Here is a 24,451-nt window from a genome sequence, read left to right as displayed (position 1 = left end):
CTCGAATCCCTACACTCGCCGCGTGATGACGACCCCTCCATCCCACAAGCCCCGCATCCTCACCGGCGACACGCCCACCAGCCGCCTCCACATCGGGCACTACGTCGGCTCGATCGAGAATCGCCTGCACCTGCAGGACAAGTACGACTGCTACATCCTCCTCGCCAACATGCACGCCTACACCACGCGCGCCGAGCAGCCCGACGAGATCCGCCGCAGCACGCTGGAGATCGTCAAGGACTGGATCGCCTGCGGCATCGACCCCAGCAAAAGCACCATCGTCCTCCAGACCGAGGTCCCCGCGATCGCGGAACTCACGTGGTTCTTCGCGATGCTCCTGCCGTTCAATCGCGTCATGCGCAACCCGACGCTCAAGACCGAGATCGAGTCGAAGGGCCTGGGGGACCAGTACTCCTTCGGGTTTCCGATGTACGCCGTGGGGCAATGTGCGGACATCCTCGCCTTCCGGCCCGACCTCGTCCCCGTCGGCGAGGACCAGATCGCGCACATCGAGATGACCCGCGAGGTCGCGCGGCGGTTCAATCAGGTGTATGGCAATGTGAATCCCAAGACCGAGGACGAGGATTACGTCAAGGCCGGGGGCCTGTTCCCTATCCCGAAGGCCAAGGTCGGGCGCGTCGGCCGTCTCGTCGGGACCGACGGCTCGCAGAAGATGTCCAAGAGCCTCAACAACGCGATCTTCCTCTCGGACTCGGCGAAAGAGGTCAAGAAGAAGATCAACGCCATGTACCCCGGCCAGAGCCGAAACCCCGACGAGCCGGGGAACCCCGAGATCAATCCCGTCTTCTCGTACGCCGACGCCTTCGTGAAGGACACGCAAAAGGTCGAGGAGTACCGCGAGCGCTACAGGAAGGGCGACAACCTCGGCGACGGCCACGTCAAGGCCCTCGTCATCGACGCAATCAACGAACTCCTGGACCCCATCCGCGAACGCCGGGCGAGGCTCGAGGGTGAGTCGGGCGACAGCGAGGCCATCGACATCATCCGCGCCGGCACGGCGAGAGCCAACCAACTCGCCGAGGAAACCCTGCACCTCGCGAAGCAGGCGATGCGGCTCGACTACGGCCCGCGCACGCTGACGCTCTAGTTCCTCAACGAGATCACCGCTCCTGGTGGCACCGCTTTCCAGAGCGGTGATCGTGCACACCAAGAACGGGATGATCACAATCGTGGTGGAAGAACACGAAGAAACACCGCTCTGGAAAGCGGTGCCACCCACGAAAGGATCAAGACCATGCGCCCGTCACTCGCCTCACGCCGCCTCGGCAATGCCGATCGTCGTGTCACCATCCCCCGCCCCCCCCTCCCTGCCCAAACCGCATCGTGAACCCCGCGGGCGTGCTCGTCTTGGCGCCGCGCTTGGCGACGACGACGTACGCCACGCTGTGGGTGCCGACGGGGAGCGTCGTGTCGACGAACTCGCGCGTGCCGACGGTGTCGAGGATCTCGTATCTCCCGGAGTTGTTCAGGCGGCGCGAGACCTGGAAGGTCGTGCCCACGGCACCGTCGGGCTGGCGCGACTTCCACGTGAGCGTGAGCGCGCCGAAACTGTCGAACGCGCCCGCGAAGCCATAGGGCGGCGTCGGTCCTGGTGGCACCGCTCTCCAGAGCGGTGATTGTGCGCACCAAGAACAAGATAATCACGATGATGGCGGATGAACACGAAGAAACACCGCTCTGGAGAGCGGTGCCACCATTGACTCATGCCCTCGCCAGCACCATCGCCCGCTCGTACACCTCTTCTAATCGCTCCACCATCGTCTCGCTCCCGAACTCACGCAGGCACATTTCTCTTCCCCGCTCGGCGAGGCGTTGGCGCTCCTGTGGGTTGGCCGCGCACCACGCGATCGCCTCGCGCAGGCCCGAGATGTCGCCCACGCGGACGAGGCGGCCCGTCTGCATCTCGATGCAGGCCTCGCGCGTGCCGTCGGCGTCGTAGGCGACGGGACAGACCCCCCTCCCGTCATTCCCACCCTCCCCCGCCAGCAGCGCCTGCGGCACCGTCCGCGGCAAACCCTCACGCGAGGACGGATGAGCGAGGATGTCCATGGCCCGCATGAGGCCGGGGACGCGCGTTGGGGGCACAAGCCCCGTGAGGACGAGTTGGGCGGCAGGGTGCGTACGCTCATCCACCCCATCTCGTGGTGCAGGGAGGGGGGGCGGCTCGCCTGCATTTCCCTCTCCTACTTCTTTCTTCTCTCCTTCCCGATCCAACTCGCGCACGCCGATCCCCATCGCCCACGCCTTGGCGACCAATCGCCCACGCCACCAGCCGTCGCCGACCCACAGCAGCCGCCACGACGGGTTCGTCTTGAGAATTCCGCCCAGCGCCTCGAGCAGATCATCGTGCCCCTTGTGCTGGGCGAGGCGGGCGACGGTGCCGATGACGAAGTCGTCGTTCGTGAAGCCGAGCGACGCCCGCATGGGCTCGCGGGATTCCTCGATCGAGAAGTTGGTAAACGGCGTGAGATCGATCCCCGAGCGCACGGTGACGTACTGCTCGGGCCGGCCGATTCGCCTACGCAGGAACTCGTCGCGCATGGCGTCGGCGACGCAGACGATCGAATGGCAGCGACGGGCCGCGAAGCGCTCGGCGTGGGTGTACACCATGTTGACGAGACGCGTCTTCGAGCGTGAGAACATACCTCCATCCACCGGCATGAACGGCGGGCCGTGCACCGTGTGGACGATGCCGCAGCGTTCCGCCTTCGCCATCCTCGCGAGTTCCTTCCACGCGGCCCATCGCCCCAGGATTCCCGCCTTGCTGCTGTGCGTGTGGACGATGTCGGGCCTGAGTCTTCGGATGAGCGGGCGGAGTTCGTGGTGGAAGCAGACGTGATCCGCGAAGGGATTCACGGGGCGGATGAGGTGCCTGAGTTCGTGCGTCTCGATGGAGCGGCCGTCGGCGGTGCGAAACGCCCTGACGCGATCGAGCATGGAGCCCTCGGGGCCGAAGATGGGCCCGAAGGCGAGATGAACCTCGTGCCCGCGGCGCGCCTGCCCCTCGCAGGAGAGGACGGTGTTCTCCTGGGACCCGCCGAGGATGAGGCGCGTGGAGATGTGGAGGATGCAAAGGGGCACGTGTTACAGATCCTTGTACCTCACCCACTCCAAACACAACCCCTCCGGCGGCGAAGTCGGTCCCACGAGCCGGCGATCCTTCGCCTCCAATGCTCGCCGAATGTCGTCGGGCGAGAGCCTCCCTCGCCCAGCCTCGATGAGTGTTCCCGTGATGATGCGGACCATGTTGTAGAGGAAGCCGCTGCCCGAGACCTCGACGCGGAGGCGCCGGGGCCAAGGGCTTTCGTCGGCATCGCTTCCGGTGGTTGGAGTCGCGTCCACCACCTTGCACTCGTAGATGGTGCGCACCGTCGTCAGTCGCCCATGTCCCGCGGCCGCGAAGGCGGCGAAATCGTGCTCGCCCACCAGAACTCGCGCCGCTTCGTTCATATGATCGATGTCCAACGCGTGCCACACGTGCAGGCAGAATCGTCGATCCCACATCGCACGCAACCCGGATCCAAACGGCGGCGGCGGCGACACGTGCAACAAGTACGAGTACCCCTTGCTCGTGCAATCCCCGATCGGATCGAATGAATCCTCGACGTGCTCGACCCGGACCACCTGCACATCACCCGGCAGTCGTCCGTTGATCGCACGGCGGAGTCGATCCAGCCCGCGCGACACAGGCCACCCGCCGTGCCGAGTGCCGGTCATCACCTCGTCCGCGGCCAAGTCCTCTGCCTTCTCTCGTGGGGCAGGTGGCCCGCCTGCCCCTACCTGCCCTACCTCTTCTCGTGGCACAGGGAGGGGGGGCGTCCCGCATGTGTCTTCCTCTCCTCCAACCGCATCATCACCCGAACACGTAAACGCCGCCACCTGCCCCCGCGCGTGCACCCCCGCATCGGTCCGGCTCGCTCCCTGCACCATCACCGGCTCGCGCACGATCTCACGCACCGCCCGCTCCACCACCGCCTGCACCGTCCGCAGCGCGATCCGACCCGGCGTCCCCGCCACCAACCCCGCCTCGACATGCCTGAGCAGATGGGCGCTCGCCCGCGGATCACCCTCCTCCGGCGCGAGCGGCTCCTGCTTCTGCCACCCGCAGAACTCCGTCCCGTCATACTCGATGGTCAGTTTGTATCTCGGCACGCACTCACCAAAACCACCCGGAGCACACCCACACCACCAACCCGCCACGAACATCGAGAGAACGCCTCTACGTCTCACGCTCGGATCCGTCCGCCTCGTCGTCCACCACCACCCGCTCGCGCTCGTCCTTCTTGTCGCGGAACCGCCGATGCTCCGCGTCGGCCCACTTGTCCGCGAGTTTCCACCACCACAGCGTGAACGGCACCCCCAGCAGCAGGATCAGCCCCACGATCACCACGATCGATGTCGTCACGCTCGGCATCGCTCACTCCCTCGCCGACGCGACGACGATGGTCCGGTCGTCGCTCCGATTCGATAATCCCGCGAACGCGCCAAGATCCTCGATAACCGCCGACAGCAACGCCGAAGCGTTCCCGATCTCGCCGCCACTCTCGCGGATCACGCGCTCGAGGCGCTCGACGCCATACATCTCGCGCCGGTCGTTGAACGCCTCGGTGATGCCGTCGGAATACACCACCAGCGACTCGCCCGGCTCCAACCGGATCGACCGCGAGGCGTACGACGCGTCCGACGTGATCCCGATCGGCAAACCCACCTCATTCCCGTCGATTTCCTCCACGCGCCCATCCCGCCGGCGAAGCAGCGGCCGGGGGTGCCCCGCGTTGCACAGCGTCAGCATTCGCGACCGATCGTCATAGACCGCGTACACCACCGTCACGAACGAGCCAAGCCTCGACGTGTACCTCGTCGTGATCGCCGTGTTGATGAACTCCATCGCGCGATGCGGCTCCAGCCCGCCATTGCCGGCGTCCCGGGGCATCATGTGCGCGATCGCGTGCAGGATCGCCATCAGCACCGCCGCCGGCGTCCCGTGCCCCGAGACATCCGCCACCAGCATCGCCCAACGCCCCTCGCGAAGTGGAAAGAAATCGAAATAGTCGCCACCCGCCTGCGTGCTCGTCTGATAGTGCGTCGCGAGGTCCAGCGTCCGCATCGCCGGCGTCTCCTGCGGCAGGAGCGCCATCTGGATCTCCCCCACGACGCGGAACTCCCGATCGAGCGCCGCGTACGCCTCCTTCACCTCGCGAGACAGCACCAGATTCTTCGTCACACGCCCGAAGAGGTTGCTGATCCAGAGCATCTCGGGGAGTCGCGACGGATCGAACGCGTACGGCCTCGCCGACATCTGCACGACCATGTTCAGCGCCTCGCCGTCGTCCCACGTCGGGAGCGCCACCAGGCTGCTCATCCCCTCCAGATACTCCGCCGCCGGGTCCAACGCCGTCACGCGAACGTCATCGATCAGCCGCGGCTCCCCCGCATAGATCAGTTCCGAGAGCAGCCCGCCCTCGAACAGCGGCAATCGCTCGCGCTCCTTCCACGGATCCAGCGCGATCGGCCAGGTCGAACTCCGCGTCACGCGATAGAAGGGCGACTCCAGGCCCCGACGAGAGATCGAGACCACCCGATCCGCCTCGGATATCTTCCGAACCCGCTGCGCATACGCCAGCACCGACTCTTGCGGATCGTCCGAATACCGGCTCGTGGTCTTCAAGAGATCGATGATGTCACGCAGACGCTCGTCCCGCGCCGACGCACGACCGCCCTCGCGCCGCGTGCCCGCAGGACCCACATCACCCATGCCGACACCCGCGATTCCTCGACATCTTCGCCCCCACTGGATCTAGATCTCCACCAGTTCCATGTCCGCCGTGCGTGCCGCCTTGGGTGATGGCCTCGACACCTCGCCGAAGGCCGACAGCCCCGCCGCCACCATCTCGCCGCGCACTCGAGCCGCGTCGTACACCTCGCGCCACGCCACCGCCACCCGCGCCCCCGCCGGCACCTGCGCCTTCGTCGAGATCACCGGCACGGGCATCGCCCGCTCGCTCGGCGGCGGCGAGCCATCCAAGACCGCCTCCAGATCCAGAGCGATCTGCCCCTCACTCTTGGCGAGTTCGATCACCGGGATCGCCTGCTCGAACGCCTGTAGCAGACCGCCGACGTTCTCGAACGTCCCCGCCTTCTCCACCCACGTCGCCCCAGGCAGCACCACGCTCGCCACGTCCATCACGCTCGACGCCAGCGTGTCCACGAGCACCACGAACTCCCCCGCCAGCGCCTTCTTGAGTTCCGCCGTCCCCCACTCGCTCGGATAGTTCCCCGTCAGGATCACCGCCCCGACCGATCCCCCCGGCTCCTGCAGCATCTTCACCAGCGACTCGTAACTCGCCACGTGCGACGCCCCGCCAAACCCCGAGAGCACCCGCCGCACACCCCGCGCGTTGGGACACTTCTCCGCGCTCACGCGGAACGCCTTCGGATCATCCGCCTTGATCCCCTTGGGGTAGTACCGATCCTGCCCCAACACCGGCACAGGCCCGACCGCCAGAATCGCCCTCGGGTCCAGACGCCATGCCAACCGGGCGAGCAGAAACGCCTCCTCGCACGACAGCATCGGGCTGACCATGACAGCCAGGCGCTTGCCACGCCCCGTCGCCGCGGCGATCCCCTCGATCGCGTCCGCGTATCCCTTGGCGAAGTCCGTCTCGACGAGACGCCCGTGATGCCGGCGCATGGCCGACGTCAGCCGATCCTGGCTGTGCACAAACGACCAGCCGTGACGCACCTCGTCGGTGATCCACCACTTGTTGACCTTGTCGTTGGTCCTGGGCTTGATGCGGTGGACCTTCCCCTCGTTGTGGTGCACCCAGATGTTGTCCCCGCTCGCGGTGATGCCATCGATCGATGGCGTTTCCTTGAGGAACCACACGCGCTGGGCGAAGAGGAAGTCCTTGTCGAGGAGGGCGCCGACGGGGCAGAGATCCACGACGTTGCCGGAGAGTTCGTTGTCGAGGGCGACGCCCGGGAAGACGTCGATTTCTTCTTTATTTCCGCGCCCCTGCACCATCAACTCGCTCGTCCCCGCCACCTCGCGCGTGAACCGCACGCACCGCGTGCACATGATGCAGCGGTCGCTGTACAACAGCACGTTCGGCCCCAGGTCCTTCTTGGGCTGCTTGACCTTCTGCTCTTCGAAGCGGGAGGTGCCCCGGCCGAACTGGTACGAGTAGTCCTGGAGGAAGCACTCGCCGGACTGGTCGCACACCGGACAATCCAGTGGATGGTTGATGAGCAGGAACTCCATGACCGCCTTCTGATTCGCGACGGCCTTGGGCGAGTCCGTGTGCACCACCATCCCGTCCACCGCCGGCGTCTGGCACGTCGGGATGAGTTTCCCGCCCATGAACGGCTCGATCGCCCCGCTCTTGGGGTTGGGCGCATAGCACTCTGCGAGGCAGATCCGGCACGACGCCACCACCGACAGACCATCGTGATAGCAGTACTGCGGGATCTCCGCGTGCTCGCCCACCTCGCCCCGCACCACCAGGTCGTTGGCGACCTGAAGGATGGTCTGGCCGGGCTTGAACTCGGTTTTCACGCCATTGATGATGATCGAGGGCATAGGTCGCAATCCTAGTCGCCCATCACTTGCGTCCCCAACCCTCGGCAAACAAACGCCCTAGCCTTCAAACCGCACGCGGCCACCGATGTGGCGACGCGAACCATCGTCTTCCCTGCTCCCACCATGCCCATTCTTCCCCTTCCCCAGTTCGAGGCCGATCTTCTCGCCGACGAGGCCGACCAGAAGACCTACGCCGATCTCACGCCGCCCAAGACGATGGTGGTGCGATACGGCGCGATGTTCCAGGTCGGCGAGTTCCCCTACGACGGCGACGCCAAGCCCGGCTGCGGCAGCAAGATCGTCATCAGGACGCATCGCGGGACCGAGATCGGGGAGATGCTCACCACCACCTGCCCCAACTCCGGCTGCGGCAAGAGCGTCTCCCGAAAGCAGATGCTCCAGTACATCGATCACTCCGGCGGCCGCGACTACCCCTTCTCCACCGACGGCCGCGTCCTCCGCGTGGCGACGCTCGAGGACATGGACACGCAGGCCAAGATCGAGCAGTCGCGTCACGAGTTGCGCCTCAAGGCCCGCCGCCTCGCCGAGTCGCTGAAGATGCCCCTCAAGATCGTGGATGTCGAGGCCCTCCTGGGCAACGAGCGGCTGATCGTCTATTACACGAGCGAGGAACGCCTCGACCTCTCGCACCTCCTGAAACTCCTCTCCGACGAGTTGCACGAGCGCATCGATCTCCGCCACGTCGGCAGCCGCGACGAGGCCCGACTCACCGCCGACTACGAGAAGTGCGGGCAGTACTGCTGCTGCAAAAACTTCCTGAAGGTCTTGAAGCCCGTCAGCATGAAGTCCGCCAAGGTCCAGAAGGCCACCCTCGATCCCATGAAGATCAGCGGCCGCTGCGGACGGCTCATGTGCTGCCTCCGATACGAGGACGAGTCCTACGCCGAACTCGCCAAGAGACTCCCCCGCCGAAAGTCCCGCGTCGGCACCCCCGAGGGCGATGGCCTGGTCCTCGACTCCCAGATCCTCACCCAACTCGTCCTCGTCGAACTCGACGAGATCGGCACCGATGGCAAGATCCGCCAGGTCGCCATTCCCGTCGAGGACCTCACCCCGCCCGTCTCAACCACCAGACCCGTCCGCGAGTTCCCCACCCCCCACTCTCGCCCCCCCCACCCCCCCCGCCCCCCCCGCGGCGGAGATGGATCGCGTTCGGGCGGAGGATCACGCCAGGGGTCCGGCTCGCCAACATCGCCATCCGATCGGGGCACGCGGCCCGATCGCGCCTCGCCGCCGACTCCACATGAGCCGGGCCCGGCACGCAATCAACCGGACTCCCCCCGCGCCGATCGCCCCCCCCTTCACCCCCCCCCTCACCCCCGACCCGCATCGCCACCAAAGCGCGACACCGCCGACGACAACATCGACGACAACATCGACGACAACATCGACGACATCATGGCCGCCCTCGACGAACAAGACGTCGGCGGCCCCGATCGCGCTCGACCCCCACGCGACACCGGCCCGTCCTCCAACAAAGACGCCGGGCCACGAGATCAAGGTGAGCGTGAGCCGGGTTCCGGCTCTGGCCACCCCCCCCGCAAGCGCCGACGTCGCCGACGCCGGGGCGGTGGTGGTGGTGGCGGCGGCGGAGGTCCGGGTGGCGGTGGCGGCGGCGGTGGCGCATAACACCCAGGGTCAACGATCCCTTCGCCCCCTCCCACGCGCAACTTTGACGCCTCCCACACCCTTCGGCATGCCTGCCGAGCCTCTCGGCTGCCATGACACGCCTCTCGGCTGCCATGAAACGCCTCTGGGCTGCCATGAAACGTCTCTCCGCTGCCATGAAACGTCTCTCCGCTGCCATGAAACGTCTCTCCGCTGCCATGAAACGTCTCTCCGCTGGCCAGAAACGTCTCTCCGCTGGCCTGCCGGGAGAGAAAACACCGACGCCGAACGATTCAGACAGCCCCGCGAGACGCGCCAATGGCGAGTCGCGACTGCCCCCCCTCACCCCCTCACCACTTCACCTCTTCACCTCTTCACCTCCCCACCCTCACCTCCCCAACCCCACCCTACCCTCACCCCAATGACCGCCTCCCACGCCGCCCGCTCCCACATCAAGGAGACGGTGATCTCCATGATCATCGCCTTCGCCCTCGCCTTCGTCTTCCGCGGCTTCGTCATCGAGCCTTTCCAGATCCCCACGGGATCCATGGGCCCAACCCTCCTGGGCCAGCACCTCCAGGTCCGCGACGAGAACGCCGGCAACGAGTGGGTCGTCGCTCCGCGCGACATGCGACGCAACACCGCCATGGGCGAATCAACCCAGGGCACCGCGGGCAACCCCCTCAAACTCAAGAACCCCCTCACCGCCCAGGACCTCCCACCCACCTTCAACCAGCGCCTCCGCTCGGGCGACCGCATCTTCGTCTTGAAACTCGGCGCCCCCCACCGCTTCGACGCCATCGTCTTCAAGAACCCCACCAACCCCCAGGAAAACTACATCAAGCGCCTCCTCGGCCTCCCCGGCGACTGGATCGCCCTCATCGACGGCGACGTCTTCGCCCGCACCCCAAGCGAGGCCGACTCAGCCGACCCTACTCACGATGCCCCCTCCCATGATGCCTGGAACCTCCCCGGCTGGCGCTGCGTCCACAAGCCCGAACGCATCCAGCGCTCCATGCTCCAGCCCGTCTTCGACTCGCAGTACACCCCCAAATCCGGCTCCACCTTCCGATCCCCCTGGCTCCCGGCGACGACTTCTGGCGCGGGGGGGTGGGACACCTCAACCGGCATCTATACCTACTCCGCCTCCACGCCGACGACGCTCTCGTGGGATGCCGCCCGCCGACCCCTTCGCGACTACTACGCCTACGACCAGACCACCAACGCCCCCCACGACCGATTCCCCGTCGGCGATCTCGCCATGTCCCTGGGCTTCCGCCCTACCAGCCCCGACGCCGCCCTCTCCGCCGTCATCACTGCCCGCCGCCACGAGTTCCGCGCCGACCTCACCCCCACCAGCGTCGTCCTCCGGGTGCGCTCGCTCGACAGCGGCGACCAGGACGCGCCATGGACCGACCTCGCCAAAGCCAACCTCTCCGGCGCGCTCAGCCCGGGCCAGGTCGCCAACATCGAGTTCTGGAACATCGATCAGACCCTGACCCTCTTTGTCGATGGCGAGGAGATCGCCAGAGCCGAGTACGCCTGGTCACCCGACGAGCGCGTCCGCGCCGCCACCAACCTCGGCCCCGACTGGTCCGCCATCATCGCTCGCGACCCCGGCCTCCTCACCGACCCCGATTCCTACTTCGCCTCCACCGTCCGCTGGGAGTTCAAGGGCGCCGGGCCCTTCACCCTCTACCGCGTCGCCCTCGCCCGCGATGTCTACTACCAGCCCCAACTCCTCGCCCGCGACACCCCCGCCCGCGCCACCCACCCCATCACCACCATGCGCCTTAGCCCCGACCAGTTCTTCGTCTGTGGCGACAACAGCCCCTACTCCCAGGACGCCAGAACCTGGCCCCCCAACAACCCCTGGGCCGACGAGATCGACCCCACCCGAGGCGTCGTCAACCGAAAACTCCTCATCGGCAAGGCCTTCGTCGTCTACTTCCCCGCCCCCAAATGGAAGGGCAGCATCCCCATCCCCGACTTCGGCCGCATGCGGTTTATCTGGTAGACCGTCGACACCGGGTCGCCGCTGCACAACTCGGATCGCTCACCCCCGCCGCAGCCCCTCCACAACCTCCCCAAATCCCATCGGCTTCTCGCTCTGCTCCCCCGTCTTGAGGTCCTTCACGCTCGCCGTCGTCATCGATTCCACGATCACCGCGGCCCTCGCGTGCAAGGCCGACGCCTCCTGCAGCAATTTCCCGACGTTCTTCGTCGCCTTCGACGTCGTCCGCGCGTGCAGGCCCGCCGCGCGAAGCCGCGCCACCAGCCCGCGCACCGCGCCGTCGGCCTCCGCCGTCCCGTTGGAGATCACAAACGCCTCGGGCCTCCGCGACGCCGGCCGTGCCGAGAGCGCATCCATCATCGCCGCATCATCGGGCCACAGCCCACGCGACTCGAGCACCAGCCCAAGCACCACATCTCCCATCCCGAACCCGATCGCCGGCGTCGAGGGCCCACCAAACAGCCCGATCAGATTGTCATACCGCCCGCCCCCCGCCACCGCGCGCTCGCCATCCGCGATCGCCTCAAACACCGTCCCCGTGTAATACGCCAGCCCCCGCGCAATCGAGAGATCCAGCACGCACCACGCCGAGATCCCGCTCGCCTCCAACTCGCCTCGCAACGCCGCGAGCGCGGCACCGCCGCCCCCCCCGCCAATCTCACTCCCCCCAACGATCGTCAGTTCCCCACCCGACGCGTACGCCTGCTCAATTGCTCTCGCCCGTTCGCGATACGCATCAAGCACAAACCCCGCCTCACCACACATCTTCTCGGCCTCCACGGCCGGGAGTTTCGCGACCTTGTCCAGCGCCTGCAGCGCGCGGTCCACGCCGCCCTCTCCCACCCCGATCGATCGCAGGATCTCCCCTGCCACGCCCCGATGGCTCAGCCGCACACGCACATCACTCTCACGCAAACCCAGCGTCGCGAGCAGATCCACCAGGCACGCGATCACGTCGGCATCCGCCCGCGCCAAAGACTCCACCGTCGCCTCTCCCCCCCCAACGCCCACCACATCCACGTTCCACTGCAAAAACTCGCGCAGTCGCCCGCGCTGGGGGCGCTCCGCCCGGAAGCACGACTGCTGCCAGAACCACTTCGTCGGCTTCGGCAATGACCCCGCCCGCTGCGCATACAGCCGCGCCAGCGTCGGCGTGAACTCCGGCCTCAAGGCATACGTCTTCTCGCCCCCCGCCCTCTGGAAACTGAACAACTCGCTGACGATCCCCTCGCCGCTCTTGATCGTGTACAGGTCCAGGTGCTCGAACGTCGGCCCGTCGATCTCCTCGAACCCATGCCGGATTGCCGCGTCGCGCCACGCGCGCTCGAGGTACTGCCGCCGGCGCATCTCCGCCGGATAGAAGTCCCGCGTCCCGCTGGGAGACGCCGGCACTGCCGCCCTTCCGCCCTGGTGTTTCTCGCTGCTCATGCGCGACGCAAGGATACGTCGCTACTGCCCGCGCGCCCGAAGCCGCGCATCGCGAAAGAGGTCCGCCAGCGGGATCCGCTGGAACAACTGCATCCCGTTCTGCGCGCTCGTGCGATAGACCAGCAACTCCTCACGCCGGGAGTCCAGCACCATCAGCATCTCGTCGTTGGTCCCCTCGGCCGTCAGCACCGTCAACGCCCCGGCCTTCGAGACCACCGCCGCGTTCGCCGCCGACACCCCGGGAATAGTGATCGTCGCCCCGCGATCGCCCCCAAACAGCATCGCCCCCGCGAGCACTCCCGCCAGGAGCCACAGCCCGCGCTCCACGAGGCGCATCGCCGTTCCACCCGTGCTCGTGCGCGTCTCGCTCATCGCCCCGGATCCTGCTCGGCCTCGCTGCCGATCTGCGAATACCCGATCCCCACCAGCGCCTGCCGCCCGTTGTCCCAGCGCAGCGCCACGATCTCCTCGTTCGCCGCGTCCACGACATAGATCGCCTCGGGCCCGCCACTGGGGAGCCGCCCGCTGACCATCGTGTACTCCCCGCGAGGCCGCGACCGGTCCTGCGCCCACGCCATGGGCGACCACTTCATCGCCAGCCCGCCGACCAGAATCGCGTTCACGCCAACGAGCATCGCCACACGACCACGGCGCGCCCCGCCCGCCCTGTGTCCATCCCGCGATTCAACCTTCGAGTCGCCCATGGTTTCCTTCCACCACTCCCAGCGTTGCCGGTCAATGGGTGCGTGCGTCATCACAGCGCCGACACCAACGCCCGCTCCACGCACGTCTCACGACACCGGTACCGGCGACGCACGCCACAACCCATCCACGCGTGGCTCGTTAGTCCTGGTGCCCGCGCTTGCTCGGGATCACGGCCGCCCCCACCACGATCCCCATCAGCGCGATCGCGATGAGCATGTTCAGCACGTAACTGTGCGTGTCATCCTCTTTCCCCGGAGCCGGCGGACGGATCTCCTCGATCTTCTGCGACGACTGCGCCCGCGCCGTGGACACCGGCCCAATGGCCGAGCCCAGCGCCAACGCGATCACCACCACACGCACCAGAGACAACATCGCGGCTCGATTCATGACGGCTCCCATCGCGTCCATATTCGCCCCCGCCCCAGGGGCAGTTGCCCCGTCTCACCAAGGTTATGCCGCCGCCACGAGCACCCCCACACCACACCAGCCCCACCCCGTCAGGGCTATGTGCGGGCAGGAACACCTCCCGCCGCCGACCACCCCGGCGCCCCAAACGACGTGCTGATCGTCTCAAAGACCGGCCCGGGCACATGCACCGTCCCCCAGCGCGTGCTCCGCGTCTTCATCACCCGTGCATACTCCTCGACCCGTGCCACCCGCATCGCGTACCACCGCCCACGATGCTCGAAGACCTCCGTGAACAAGGAATCCGGCGGCTGCTCATCACACCAATACACAAACGCGAACGCCGCCATGAACCCCGCCCCGAACAGCCGCTCCCACTCCCGCAACGACTCGATGTCCTCCAGCGTCACCCACGAGTCCAGCCTCGTCTTCGCCGGCGGCACATGCAGCACCCCATCCTCGTTGAACCGAACCTTCCGCGTCTTGGGCGCGCGAACCCGACGCCCCTTGAGTTCCAGGAGCAGGTTCGTGTCCCCGCCATAGATCACAAAGTCGAACGACTTGAGCGACCTCAATCCCGAGTCGCCCCGCGACAGCCGCGTTCCCGACGAGTCACCCACCAGCGCCTTCTTCGCCTCGTCCACGGCCACATACGGAATCCGCCGCTCCCGCACGAACTCCTCAAAGGCCCGCTCATAGTGGTGCCGGCGCTGCGCCATCCCACCATCCTACCAGCGCCCCATCACTCCCGCGCCCGAATGAGCCGGTCCAGCAGAGCCGCCTCGGCCTCCTTGTACTTCGCTTGCGCCTCGGTCAGCGTGCGCGAGACCTCATCGAGGCTCTCACGCCCCACCCCCGCCCCAGGCACATCGCTCGCCGACGCCATCAAGGCCTCGAGCGACTCGCTCGCCGCCTTCAGATCGCTCGCCGCCTGCGCATACGCCCGTGTCGAGTCGTACAGCAACTGTGCCGACAGTTCCTTGCTCTCGGGCCGGATCAGCAGCCGCCACGGCTGCGACCGGATCTCGATCGCCGCCAGTTTCAACTGATCCGACATCAACCGGAAGTTCGCCAGGCTCCGCCGCACCCCGGGCGCCTCGCTCGCCATCAACTCGTCCACGCGCGTCAATGTTCTCGAAAATCCGTTGAGCGCCGCCGTCGCGTCGCGCACTCCCGATTGGATCGACTCCATCACCTCCGTGTCCAGCCGCTCCGCAACCTTTCGCGCGCTCGCCAGAATCCCGTCCACGTTCTCGCGGTTCTCGTCCACCATCGCCCGCAGCGAGACCACCGTCGCGCGCGACTCGTCGAGCAGCGGGTTCACCTTCCCCGACGCCGTCTTCATGTCCGCGACGATCGTGTCGATCGACGCCGCCCAGTCCTTGGCGCGCATCCGGACATCCCACGCCAGCGAATCGATCTCCGTCGCCGCGCTCTCCAGTTCCGGCCCCACACGCTCCACCATCTCGCTCGCCCGACGCGCCGTCGCCTGAACGTCCCGGATCGTCTCCTTCATCATCGCGGCCTGCTCAGGCCCGAAACCCGCCTGCGCCAGAAACGCCGGCGGCGCGATCCGACCCTCGATCACATCCCCGTCCTCTATCCGAGGCGATCCACCCGACAGCGTCAGCCCCGCGTCCCCCACGCTCGCAATGTTCAACGAACTCAGGTTCCCAAGCAGCGGCCGATCCAGAAAAATCCCCGCGCCGTCGTACAGCGTCACGTCCGACCGGATCTCCACCTTCACCGCCAGCGCCTCGGGCACCGATCCGCTCGCCGCACCGCCCTCCCCGTCGTTCATGATGAACTCCACCCCCAGCACCCGCCCCACGTCCTTCCCCCCAAGATACACCGGCGAGCCGTGCTTCAGCCCCGTCACCCCCTCGCCCAACTCGAAGCGCACCGTGAATCGGCGCACGCTCGCATACGCCGACCGGTCCGACAGCATGAAACTCACCCACACCGCCAGCGCCAGCCCGCCCAGCAGGAACGCCCCAGCCAATAAGTTGGTCTTGTTGTACGACGTCATGATGTCTACATATCGAGCCTACCGCCTCGTCGGCATGAGGCTCGGCAACGCCTCCGCCCCGCCCCCGCCCCCCAGCAGGTCCTCCGCGAACGACGCCGCGTCCCGGCGCTCCGTGATCGGCCCCTCCGCATCCCCCCGCAGAAACTGTCGGATCAGCCGCTCGTCCTCGCTCAACCCCGCCGCGTCCCCCGACGCCATCGAACGCACCCGATCGAACCACTCCCGCGTCTCCACCCGCAGCATTCGCCCCTTGTCCAGCATCGCCATCCGATCCGCGATCGCGAACGCCGAGTCCATCTCGTGCGTCACCACCACGCTCGTCACCCCCAACTGCTTCGACAACGCGATGATGAGTTGGTCGATCTGTGCGCTCGTCACCGGGTCCAGCCCGGCGCTCGGCTCGTCATAGAACAGAATCTCCGGATCGAGCGCCAGCGCCCGCGCCAGCCCCGCCCGCTTCTTCATCCCTCCCGAGATCTGCGCCGGATACTTGTCCGCGTGCTCGCGCAGGCCCACCAACTCCAACTTGATCTTCACCTGGATATCAATGATCCCCGCGTCCAGGTCCGTGTGCTCGTGCATCGGCAGCGCCACGTTCTGCGCGATCGTCATGCTGTTGAAAAGAGCCCCGCTCTGAAACAGAATCCCGAACCGCTTGCGGACCTCATCCATCTGCGACGGCGTCGCCGAGCACAGATTCGTCCCCAGCACACCGATCGTCCCCTCATCGGGCTTGACCGACCCGATGAAGTGACGCAAGAGCGTGCTCTTCCCCGACCCCGAACCCCCAAGGATCACCATCGTCTCGCCGCGATAGACGTCCAGGTCGATCCCCGACAAGACCGTCCGCCCCTCGAAGCGCTTCACCACGCCCCGGCACGAGATCACCGCCTCGCGGTCCTGGGTCTCCATCCCCAACGCCTCCTCACGCAACTCGCATCACGGCGTCGCCGGGACCTCGCTCGGCACGGGCGCCGACGGAGTCTCCGAGGGCGTCGGCTCCGTCACCTTCTCCGGCGTCGTCCCGTGGCTCGGGTGGCTATTACGGCCTCGGTACAGATAAATGATCTCCGACCCCCCCTCCACGAGCAACGCCGCATCCACAATCGGACCCGCCATGTACTTCCCTCCACCATTCGGCGTCTGTGGCAACTTCATCCACAGAATCCCCTTCCCGTTATCAAACCGGACAGGCATCGGGATCGCGTTCTGCTGGTACTCCATGGGAAGCGTCTGCAGGAGCGACTTGTACTTCCCCATGCCCAACCATTCCTTGAGAATGCCCATCGACGACATTTCCACGCCAACAAAGTGCCCAACCTTTGCCTGATACTCGCTCTGGAACGCCCCCAGCATCGACGCATCAACCTTGTCGCCCGCCTCGCCCGTCAATACCTGCTTCGCCAGCGACACATCACCACTCTCCGCCGCCACGAACACATCGCCGTAGGGACCGAAGAACTTCGGCCCGGCCTGAGCCGCGCCCACCGTCCACAAACCACCGATCAGCAGCACCAGCCCGCCCAGCACCAGCCCCGTGATCGCCATCCCCGTCCCGCGCAGCCGCCCCTCGCTCCGAGAGATCGACACCAACCCCACGATCGCCAGCAGAACCACCACCCCCGCCACACCCAGGTTCACCACCGGGATGCAGCACGCCACCAGCGACACGATCCCCAGGATCATCGCAAACAACGCCGCCAAACTCAGACGCTGCTGCGGCTCCATCACGTCCGACCCGTACGGGTTCTGTGTGTATTGAGTCATAGATACAGCGTATATCGGTGCCGACGCCCCATCGACCGTTTATTTCGCCCGGCCGCCCCCCCCACTTCCCCTCAACCGCTCCACGCACGCCGCCACGATCGCCGCCGCCTCCATCAACTCCTCGCGCGTCGTCTCCCTCGAAATCGAGAACCGCACCGCACCGTGCGCCACCTCTTCGGGAACACCCATCGCCAGCAGCACCGGGCTCGGCTCCAGACTCCCCGAACTGCACGCCGCCCCCGCCGACGCGCACACCCCACGCTCGCTCAAGAGCATCAACAACGCCTCCGCCTCCAGCCGCGGAAACGCGATGTTCGACGTCGACCAGATTCGGCCTACCAAGTCTCGTGGCACAGGCGTCCCGCCTGTGCCTACTCCTCCTACCTGATCTCCCCCCCTCGGCCCCACCACCACTGCCCCTTCCACCAACTCCAGCACCCTCGCCTCAAACTCTTCCCTCAACCGCGCACATGCCTCGCGCCTCGACGGCTCCGAAAGCCACTCCCCCGCCAACTCCGCCGCCACACCCATCCCCACGATCCCCGCCACATTCTCCGTCCCGCCCCGAGCCCCGCCCTCCTGCGTCCCCACCAACCGCGGCACAAGCCCCACCCCAGGCCTCCGCCACACCGCCCCCACGCCCTTGGGCCCATGAAACTTGTGCGCCGAGAACGTCACCAGATCCGCCACCCCCGCCCCCGCCGCGCCATCACCGCCCCACACCTCCACCGGCATCTTCCCCACCCACTGCGTCGCATCACAGTGGAACACCGCCCCAACCCGCCGAGCCGCCCGCGCCACCTCCATCACCGGCTGCACGGCCCCCGTCTCGTTGTTCGCCCACTGCACGCTCACCAACGCCACCCGCCCATCGATCGCCCCCTCCAACCGATCCACCCGCACCACCCCGTCCCCATCCACCTCCAACCACCGCACCTCGCACACACCCTCTCGCTCCAGAGCCTCGGCCAACTCCCGCACCGCCGCGTGCTCCACCCGAGTCGTCACCAGCACCGGGCGCGAATCTACCTCGCCTCGTGGGGCAGGCGGCCCGCCTGCCTCTACCTCTCCTACCTGCCCTCGTGGCACAGGGAGGGGGGGCGGCCCGCCTGTGTCTCCTTCTCCTACCGGTTTCCCTCGTCCTCCCCTCCCCACTTCCCCCCCTAACACCCCGCGCACACACAGATCGATCGCCTCCGTCCCCCCCGACGTGAACACGATCTCCCGAGGCCGCGCCCCGATCAGCGCCGCCACCCTCGCCCGCGCCATCTCCACCTCATGTCGAGCCGCCTGCCCGAACCGATGCACGCTCGAAGGATTCCCCCACCCCTCGCGCATCACCCGCCCCACGGCCTCCACCACCCCCGCCGCCGGCCGAGTCGTCGCGTTGTTGTCCAGATAGATCACGCCAACACGATACGGCCCACCCACAGGCAGATTGGCTCTCCGAGCCGACACCTCCCCACCCTCCAATCCCTTGATGCTCCATCATCTTCACCACAACCACGGCCGCGAGGCCTCACCGCAATCACACCCGTGCCGTCGTGATCCGCCGTGAGACCTCGATGCCCTCCCACACCATCACCCGCAATCTCCTCACCCCAAAGGGGTGCAAGCCAGGAGCCGGGGGCAACGCCCCCGGTAAGCACCACACCCCGAACGACCATCCCCATCCCGAAGGGATGGAACACGGCACGCGCCGTGCCATGGGCGTTTCCGTCAACCACGCGTGACAAGAGAGGTTGTGTTCGATCCCTGCGGGATCGTGATGTCGGGCACTGGCATGTTCCGGGGGCGTTGCCCCCGGCTATGTCCTTCAAGCCCTCCGGGCTTGGAACCACGCCTGGATCGCACGCCGCTCCGCACGAATCACGCGCAGATTCTGCGGAATTGACCCCCGATCCCCGCGAATCAGCCGCTGATTCCCGCGAAACGACCGCCGATCCCCGGGAATCAGTCACCGATTCTCGAGAATCAACCACCGATTCCCGCGTTCCAAAGGCCGATCCGTCGGGTTCGAGGGGCGATTCGCCGGATTCGAACGCCGAACCGCCCGAGTCACGCGTCGATTCGGCCGACATCACTAGGGATTTGGGACACGTGGCCGCCAGAGTCAATCACGCCAACAGATAGAGCCACGAACAAGCCGTCTCGGGACTGGCAACCTATCCATCCCACTGCTCTAGGCCAAACGGCCATCGCGCGAGAGTGAATTGCCTGTCCCGGTACAATGCCACGTCACGGAATCAATCTCACTGATTGGGGTGATGATGGCAACAAAGGCTGAGATCATTGCTGCGATCAGACGAACAGCCTCGGAAAATGGCGGCGCCCCTCTTGGCTGGAAGCGATTCTTGACGTCCACAGGTATAAAGGAGTCCGAGTGGCTTGGCGTGTATTGGGCTCGCTGGAGTGATGCGATCCAAGAAGCGGGCCTTGAGCCGAATCATCGAAGTACTGCCGTTGCAGACGATGTGAGGCTAAGTGAGTACGCACGGATATGCGCTGAACTCGGCCGACTACCAACTGTTGAAGAGACAAAGCTTCATGTAAAAGACGGCACTAGAAACATGCCGTCCCTAGGAGTGTCAACCAGGCGGTATGGTGGTAGACGAAACATGATCGTGAAACTCCGGGAATACTGCGATCATCGACCAGAGTACTCGGCGGTCGTGGCCCTCTGCGACGTATACCTCGCACAGGTGCGTACTCCGATCGAGGTAGTTAACACTGAGAGCGTTTCTATCGGATATGTTTACCTTTTTAGGCTTGGCAATTCAACAAAATTCAAACTCGGTTGCTCAAAGAATGAACTGAGACGGCTTGGCGAAATCTCTGTTGAACTGCCTGAAGAAGCCGTATCAATCCACTCGATCAAAACCGATGACATGTACGGTGTTGAGGCCTACTGGCACAATCGCTTCAAGAACAAGCGATTGAACGGCGAGTGGTTCAATCTGAACTCTTCTGATGTCGCCGCCTTCAAGAGGTGGAAGAAAATTTTCTAGACTACAAGTGGGATCAACGAGCGTCTTGCACACGGGTCGAGACGACCGACAGGTGTTTCTCTCCCCTCCCCGCCGCAGGCAGAATCCCTATTCCCCCCGCCCCACCAAGAGCCGCTCCAAAACATCCTGCACGTGCCGCCCCTTCGCGTCGACCCCCTGCCCCGGCACGCCCATCGCCGCCAGCACGCCATAGCCCATCCCGATGTCAATGAGCAGCCACGCGATCATCTCCGCCGAGAGCGCCTTGGTCACCCGCCGTTCCCCCTGCGCCCGCTCGATCTCCTTCTTCAGGAACGCGTGCAACTCGCCGATGTGCCGCGACACCGCCTCCTTGATCTTCGCGTCCTCGACCTCCGTGATCGCCTGCAGAAACACGCGATAACTCTCGCGCCCGTAATCGCTCACCATCGGGTTGTCCCCGATCAGCCGCTTGAGCCGCTCGGCCGCGTCCTTCGCCCCCGCGAGGTGCTGCTCCCAGTGCTCCAGCGTCCGCTTCGCCGTCCGCTCGATCAGGTCCACGAACAAGTCACGCTTGCTCGAAAAGTGCCGATAGATGATCGGCTCGGTCACGCCCGCGGCCTTGGCGAGTTCCGCCGTCGTCGCCCGCGCGTACCCCGCCCGAGCGAACAACTCCGCCGCCACGTCCAGAAGTTGCTCCCGCCGCTCGGCGGCCGGCAAACGGCTCATCACCCCGATTGTTCGTGCCCAACACCCCCAAAAGCCACTTCCCACGCCCCATTTCTTCTCGAAGCACTCACAAACAGGGAGAGCAATAGGCAATGGGCAATAGGCAATGGCAGAGAAGGCGCGAAGGCGAGCACGCAAGACCCGGAGCGTGATGCGCCGTGCATGGCGTGACCTCGCCGCCTTGGTCCTATTTGGAAATTTGGCCATTTGTCTCTTTGGCCATTTCGTCGCGATAGCGACGCGCCATCGCCTCCAGCGCCGCGGGGATTACCCGCACCTGCCCCACCACCGTCATGAAGTTCACGTCGCCGCCCCACCGGGGCACCAGGTGCACATGCAGATGGTCCGGCACGCCCGCCCCCGCCGCCCGACCCTCGTTGATCCCGATGTTCAACCCCTGGGGCTGCAGCGTCCTCCGCATGAGGTCCGCCGCCCGCTCGACCAGTCGCCACAGCGCCGCCCGCTGCGCCTCGTCATAGTCGAGTAGCGTCGCCCTCGCCTCGCCCAGCGCGACCAGCAGATGCCCATTCGCATACGGGAACGCGTTGAGCAGGATCATCCCGCCGTCACGCCGCGACACACTGTCCACAATCGTGTCCGCCGTCCGCGCGACCACGTGGTTCTCGATATCACGCGAGGGCTCCAGGAAATACGCCCGCAGGAACGACCCGACCGCCTTCTCGCTCTCCTTCGCTCCCAACGACTCGAGATACTCCAATCGCCACGGCGCCTGCAAAGACGCGGGCGAGTTCGCATCGGGCTTCGGCGTCGTCATGCCCAACTCTACCCATCCTCGTGGGGCAGGCGGCCCGCCTGCCTCTACCTTCTCCTACTTCTTCTCGTGGCACAGGCGTCCCGCTTGTGTCCTCCTTCCTCGCCCCCACTCGCCCACGCGCGATCACACTCTCTCTATCTCTCGCGACCCAAGCCCTACACTCCCCCTCCCAAAACCACGAGATTCCAAGGAGTTTCCCGCATGTTCACCGCCGTCTCCACCGCCAACCGCCTCACGCCCGAGGCCATCGTCCTCGGCGTCTTCCAGTCCAAGTCCGCCGCCGAGCCGCTCGACTCCAAAACCAAATCCCTCGCCGCAGGCCTGGGCTTGACCGCCGCCGCCAACGCCGCTCACACCCGCAAGTCCTTCACCGCCGCTCTCGGCACAACCTCCGAAGCCCCCATCGAATCCACCAGGTCCTCCAAGTCCCGCAACACAGCCGACCGCGTCATCCTCCTCGGCCTCGGCTCCAAGGACGCCCTCACCCTCGAGTCCTTCCGCACCGCGATCGCCGGCCTCGCCCGCGCCCTCGCCGCCAGCAAAGCCACCGCCGTCCAACTCGAACTCGACTCCGCCCTCGCCGCCATCAAGTCCATCGACGCATTCGACTTCGCCCAGGCCGCCGGCGTGTCCCTCGGCCTCATCGCCTGGACCTGCGACGAGTTCCGTGGCACCGCTACCCCCAAGACAGACCGCACGCGCCTCGCCCTCCGCGCCTCCGACGCCGACTTCCACGCTGGGCTGTCGCGGGGCCTCGCCCTCGCCGAGTCCGCCAACATCGCACGCACCCTCAGCCAGACGCCCCCCAACGTCGCCACACCCGCCTGGATCGCCGACCAGGCCAAGAAAATGGCCCGGAAAACAGGCCTCAAGTGCCACGTCTTCGAGGGAGCCGCGCTCACAAGAGAAAAGTTCGAGGGCCTCATCAACGTCGGCAAAGCCAGCGAGAACAAGCCCCGCATGATCCGACTCGAGTACACACCCAAGGGCGGGGCGAAAGGAAAGAACGCCAAGCCCATCGTCCTCGTCGGCAAGACCATGACCTATGACACCGGTGGCCTCTCGCTGAAGGTCAACAACGGCATGGTCGGCATGAAGCGCGACAAGGACGGCGGCTGCTCCGTCTTTGGCGCCATGCACGCCATCGCCACCGTCATCAAGCCCCGCCGCAAGGTCGTCGCCTTCCTCGCCGCCGCCGAGAACTCCGTCTCCGATGAGGCCTACCGCCCCGATGATGTCCTCACCTTCCGCAACGGCGTCACCGTCGAAGTCACCAACACCGACGCCGAAGGCCGACTCGTCCTCGCCGACGCCCTCTGCTACGCCTGCGACAAGGAAAACCCCGCCGCCATCATCGACCTCGCCACGCTCACCGGCGGCGTGGTCGTCGCCCTCGGCTCCACCTTCGCCGGCATGTGGTGCGACAACGACGCGCTTCGCGCCCAGATCGAGTCCGCGGCCGCCGCCTCGGGCGAACGCGTCTGGCGGCTCCCCCTCCACCAGGAATACCGCGACATGATGAAGAGCCCCATCGCGGACATCGTCAACAGCAACCCCAACCGCAAGGCCCACCCCATCCAGGGCGCCGCCTTCCTCGCCAACTTCGTCGACGAGAAAGTCCCCTGGTGCCACCTCGACATCGCCGGCGTCCACGCCGCCGACGCGCCGATAGGCCCCTTCATCACCGGCCCCACAGGCTGGGGCGTCCGACTCCTCGCCAACCTCATCGACAACGCGTAATCGCCTCGAGGTGGCACCGCTCTCCTGAGCGGTGCTTTCCTATCTACCCAATCTCGTGGGGCAGGCGGCCCGCCTGCCCCTACTCCTCCTACCTCTCCTCGTGACACAGGGAGGGGGGAGGGGGGAGGGGGGGGCGTCCCGCTTGTGTCTACCTTCGTCTACTTCCTTTGCCTCACTCACATCCTCACCAAACTACTCAACCCGCGCGCCATCTCCCTCGCAATGCCCACTCTTGCGCGCAAAGACGCGCTGATACCCCCACACCCCCTTGCATTCCCACAGGAAGCATGTATGTTCCAATCATGCTCCCCACCGCCGACATCATCCGCAAACTCCTCGACCACGAAACAACCCTCGACGATCTCGTCCACGAGATCACCACCACCAAGGACGCCCTCGCCGAGTGGACCCGCCTGCCGGAACTGGAACAACTCTTCGAGAAACTCAAATCCCTCTTCGAACTCCGCGCCGATATGCTCCTGATGCAAGCGAAGGTCCACGCCATCGCCTGCCTCTCGCGCATCATCCTCCGAGGCGAAGACAACGAACTCACCCGCCGCGCCGCCACCACCATCCTCAAACTCAAGATGGCCTCAGCCAGCACCGCTCCTGGTGGCACCGCTCTCCAGAGCGGTGTCTTTCTTTCTATTCAATCTCGTGGGGC

23 protein-coding genes are annotated in these 24,451 nt (G+C 66.1%); 5 read left to right on the top strand and 18 right to left on the bottom strand.

The features are described 5' to 3' along the window. Window positions 1-25: 25 nt before the first annotated feature. Window positions 26-1,108, top strand: coding sequence for a tryptophan--tRNA ligase (trpS, locus tag IPK69_08095; GenBank protein QQS07971.1), 1,083 nt, complete (start codon window positions 26-28; stop codon window positions 1,106-1,108). A 196-nt stretch (window positions 1,109-1,304) separates the two neighbouring features. Here the strand turns inward: trpS and IPK69_08090 are convergent, their stop codons facing one another. From IPK69_08090 to IPK69_08065, 6 genes are all read right to left on the bottom strand, one after another. Then, window positions 1,305-1,619, bottom strand: a complete 315-nt coding sequence (locus IPK69_08090; protein ID QQS07970.1) for a hypothetical protein — start codon at window positions 1,617-1,619, stop codon at window positions 1,305-1,307. A gap of 103 nt (window positions 1,620-1,722) precedes the next feature. Further along, complete coding sequence (locus tag IPK69_08085; GenBank protein ID QQS07969.1) at window positions 1,723-3,102, bottom strand: glycosyltransferase; 1,380 nt, start codon at window positions 3,100-3,102, stop codon at window positions 1,723-1,725. Between the two features lie 3 nt (window positions 3,103-3,105). Next, window positions 3,106-4,173, bottom strand: a complete 1,068-nt coding sequence (locus IPK69_08080; GenBank protein QQS07968.1) for a tRNA pseudouridine synthase A — start codon at window positions 4,171-4,173, stop codon at window positions 3,106-3,108. Between the two features lie 67 nt (window positions 4,174-4,240). After that, window positions 4,241-4,435 carry a hypothetical protein gene (locus IPK69_08075; protein QQS07967.1) on the bottom strand — a complete coding sequence of 65 codons (195 nt, stop codon included), beginning with the start codon at window positions 4,433-4,435 and terminating at the stop codon, window positions 4,241-4,243. 3 nt (window positions 4,436-4,438) lie between these two features. Continuing rightward, a complete protein-coding gene (locus tag IPK69_08070) occupies window positions 4,439-5,776 on the bottom strand; it encodes a serine/threonine-protein phosphatase (GenBank protein QQS07966.1) in 1,338 nt (445 codons plus the stop codon). Between the two features lie 42 nt (window positions 5,777-5,818). Beyond that, window positions 5,819-7,600 carry a (2Fe-2S)-binding protein gene (locus IPK69_08065; protein QQS07965.1) on the bottom strand — a complete coding sequence of 594 codons (1,782 nt, stop codon included), beginning with the start codon at window positions 7,598-7,600 and terminating at the stop codon, window positions 5,819-5,821. 123 nt (window positions 7,601-7,723) lie between these two features. Between IPK69_08065 and IPK69_08060 the strand changes: the two genes are divergently transcribed. Further along, window positions 7,724-9,250, top strand: coding sequence for a hypothetical protein (locus tag IPK69_08060; GenBank protein QQS07964.1), 1,527 nt, complete (start codon window positions 7,724-7,726; stop codon window positions 9,248-9,250). A gap of 400 nt (window positions 9,251-9,650) precedes the next feature. Next, window positions 9,651-11,246, top strand: coding sequence for a hypothetical protein (locus IPK69_08055; protein ID QQS07963.1), 1,596 nt, complete (start codon window positions 9,651-9,653; stop codon window positions 11,244-11,246). A 39-nt stretch (window positions 11,247-11,285) separates the two neighbouring features. Here the strand turns inward: IPK69_08055 and IPK69_08050 are convergent, their stop codons facing one another. The 9 genes from IPK69_08050 to IPK69_08010 form a co-directional block, all read right to left on the bottom strand. Next, a complete protein-coding gene (locus IPK69_08050) occupies window positions 11,286-12,671 on the bottom strand; it encodes an ATP phosphoribosyltransferase regulatory subunit (protein ID QQS07962.1) in 1,386 nt (461 codons plus the stop codon). Window positions 12,672-12,692: 21 nt separating this feature from the next. Continuing rightward, window positions 12,693-13,043 carry a hypothetical protein gene (locus tag IPK69_08045; protein QQS07961.1) on the bottom strand — a complete coding sequence of 117 codons (351 nt, stop codon included), beginning with the start codon at window positions 13,041-13,043 and terminating at the stop codon, window positions 12,693-12,695. Further along, complete coding sequence (locus IPK69_08040; GenBank protein ID QQS07960.1) at window positions 13,040-13,375, bottom strand: hypothetical protein; 336 nt, start codon at window positions 13,373-13,375, stop codon at window positions 13,040-13,042. The genes IPK69_08045 and IPK69_08040 overlap by 4 nt, the downstream gene beginning before the upstream one ends. A gap of 139 nt (window positions 13,376-13,514) precedes the next feature. Beyond that, window positions 13,515-13,763 (bottom strand): hypothetical protein, encoded by a 249-nt coding sequence (locus tag IPK69_08035; protein ID QQS07959.1) that lies wholly within the window; start codon window positions 13,761-13,763, stop codon window positions 13,515-13,517. 116 nt (window positions 13,764-13,879) lie between these two features. Then, window positions 13,880-14,500: an HYExAFE family protein gene (locus IPK69_08030; GenBank protein ID QQS07958.1), complete on the bottom strand. Its 621-nt coding sequence runs from the start codon at window positions 14,498-14,500 to the stop codon at window positions 13,880-13,882. Window positions 14,501-14,523: 23 nt separating this feature from the next. Beyond that, window positions 14,524-15,810 carry a hypothetical protein gene (locus IPK69_08025; protein ID QQS07957.1) on the bottom strand — a complete coding sequence of 429 codons (1,287 nt, stop codon included), beginning with the start codon at window positions 15,808-15,810 and terminating at the stop codon, window positions 14,524-14,526. A gap of 18 nt (window positions 15,811-15,828) precedes the next feature. Further along, the gene (locus IPK69_08020) at window positions 15,829-16,722 is read right to left on the bottom strand and encodes an ABC transporter ATP-binding protein (protein ID QQS07956.1); all 894 of its coding nucleotides are present in this window, start codon (window positions 16,720-16,722) and stop codon (window positions 15,829-15,831) included. 27 nt (window positions 16,723-16,749) lie between these two features. Continuing rightward, window positions 16,750-17,577, bottom strand: coding sequence for a hypothetical protein (locus IPK69_08015; GenBank protein ID QQS07955.1), 828 nt, complete (start codon window positions 17,575-17,577; stop codon window positions 16,750-16,752). A gap of 39 nt (window positions 17,578-17,616) precedes the next feature. Beyond that, window positions 17,617-19,035: a cysteine desulfurase gene (locus IPK69_08010; GenBank protein ID QQS07954.1), complete on the bottom strand. Its 1,419-nt coding sequence runs from the start codon at window positions 19,033-19,035 to the stop codon at window positions 17,617-17,619. A gap of 809 nt (window positions 19,036-19,844) precedes the next feature. Here IPK69_08010 and IPK69_08005 point away from each other — a divergent pair. After that, window positions 19,845-20,585, top strand: a complete 741-nt coding sequence (locus IPK69_08005; protein ID QQS07953.1) for a GIY-YIG nuclease family protein — start codon at window positions 19,845-19,847, stop codon at window positions 20,583-20,585. Between the two features lie 87 nt (window positions 20,586-20,672). On the opposite strand, the gene IPK69_08000 is transcribed toward IPK69_08005, so the two are convergent. Together IPK69_08000 and IPK69_07995 are read right to left on the bottom strand one after the other, a co-directional pair. Next, complete coding sequence (locus tag IPK69_08000; GenBank protein ID QQS07952.1) at window positions 20,673-21,272, bottom strand: TetR/AcrR family transcriptional regulator; 600 nt, start codon at window positions 21,270-21,272, stop codon at window positions 20,673-20,675. Between the two features lie 187 nt (window positions 21,273-21,459). Then, a complete protein-coding gene (locus IPK69_07995) occupies window positions 21,460-22,047 on the bottom strand; it encodes an HIT domain-containing protein (protein ID QQS07951.1) in 588 nt (195 codons plus the stop codon). A gap of 201 nt (window positions 22,048-22,248) precedes the next feature. Here IPK69_07995 and IPK69_07990 point away from each other — a divergent pair, with 201 nt between their 5' ends. Then, complete coding sequence (locus IPK69_07990; GenBank protein QQS07950.1) at window positions 22,249-23,787, top strand: leucyl aminopeptidase family protein; 1,539 nt, start codon at window positions 22,249-22,251, stop codon at window positions 23,785-23,787. 176 nt (window positions 23,788-23,963) lie between these two features. Here the strand turns inward: IPK69_07990 and IPK69_07985 are convergent, their stop codons facing one another. Next, window positions 23,964-24,275, bottom strand: a complete 312-nt coding sequence (locus IPK69_07985; GenBank protein QQS07949.1) for a hypothetical protein — start codon at window positions 24,273-24,275, stop codon at window positions 23,964-23,966. Window positions 24,276-24,451: the final 176 nt, after the last annotated feature.

This window comes from Phycisphaerales bacterium (assembly GCA_016699835.1).
In the GTDB taxonomy this organism is placed as follows: Bacteria; Planctomycetota; Phycisphaerae; order Phycisphaerales; family UBA1924.
Note: the sequence above shows the minus strand (reverse complement) of the source record. Positions and strands in the feature narration are given on the sequence as shown.

Coding starts and splice junctions, on each gene's coding strand:
- trpS (QQS07971.1), top strand. CDS start 26: ATGACGACCCCTCCATCCCACAAGCCCCGCATCCTCACCGGCGACACG.
- IPK69_08075 (QQS07967.1), bottom strand. CDS start 4,435: ATGCCGAGCGTGACGACATCGATCGTGGTGATCGTGGGGCTGATCCTG.
- IPK69_08070 (QQS07966.1), bottom strand. CDS start 5,776: ATGGGTGATGTGGGTCCTGCGGGCACGCGGCGCGAGGGCGGTCGTGCG.
- IPK69_08065 (QQS07965.1), bottom strand. CDS start 7,600: ATGCCCTCGATCATCATCAATGGCGTGAAAACCGAGTTCAAGCCCGGC.
- IPK69_08060 (QQS07964.1), top strand. CDS start 7,724: ATGCCCATTCTTCCCCTTCCCCAGTTCGAGGCCGATCTTCTCGCCGAC.
- IPK69_08055 (QQS07963.1), top strand. CDS start 9,651: ATGACCGCCTCCCACGCCGCCCGCTCCCACATCAAGGAGACGGTGATC.
- IPK69_08050 (QQS07962.1), bottom strand. CDS start 12,671: ATGAGCAGCGAGAAACACCAGGGCGGAAGGGCGGCAGTGCCGGCGTCT.
- IPK69_08045 (QQS07961.1), bottom strand. CDS start 13,043: ATGAGCGAGACGCGCACGAGCACGGGTGGAACGGCGATGCGCCTCGTG.
- IPK69_08040 (QQS07960.1), bottom strand. CDS start 13,375: ATGGGCGACTCGAAGGTTGAATCGCGGGATGGACACAGGGCGGGCGGG.
- IPK69_08035 (QQS07959.1), bottom strand. CDS start 13,763: ATGAATCGAGCCGCGATGTTGTCTCTGGTGCGTGTGGTGGTGATCGCG.
- IPK69_08030 (QQS07958.1), bottom strand. CDS start 14,500: ATGGCGCAGCGCCGGCACCACTATGAGCGGGCCTTTGAGGAGTTCGTG.
- IPK69_08025 (QQS07957.1), bottom strand. CDS start 15,810: ATGACGTCGTACAACAAGACCAACTTATTGGCTGGGGCGTTCCTGCTG.
- IPK69_08020 (QQS07956.1), bottom strand. CDS start 16,722: ATGGAGACCCAGGACCGCGAGGCGGTGATCTCGTGCCGGGGCGTGGTG.
- IPK69_08015 (QQS07955.1), bottom strand. CDS start 17,577: ATGACTCAATACACACAGAACCCGTACGGGTCGGACGTGATGGAGCCG.
- IPK69_08005 (QQS07953.1), top strand. CDS start 19,845: ATGATGGCAACAAAGGCTGAGATCATTGCTGCGATCAGACGAACAGCC.
- IPK69_08000 (QQS07952.1), bottom strand. CDS start 21,272: ATGAGCCGTTTGCCGGCCGCCGAGCGGCGGGAGCAACTTCTGGACGTG.
- IPK69_07995 (QQS07951.1), bottom strand. CDS start 22,047: ATGACGACGCCGAAGCCCGATGCGAACTCGCCCGCGTCTTTGCAGGCG.
- IPK69_07990 (QQS07950.1), top strand. CDS start 22,249: ATGTTCACCGCCGTCTCCACCGCCAACCGCCTCACGCCCGAGGCCATC.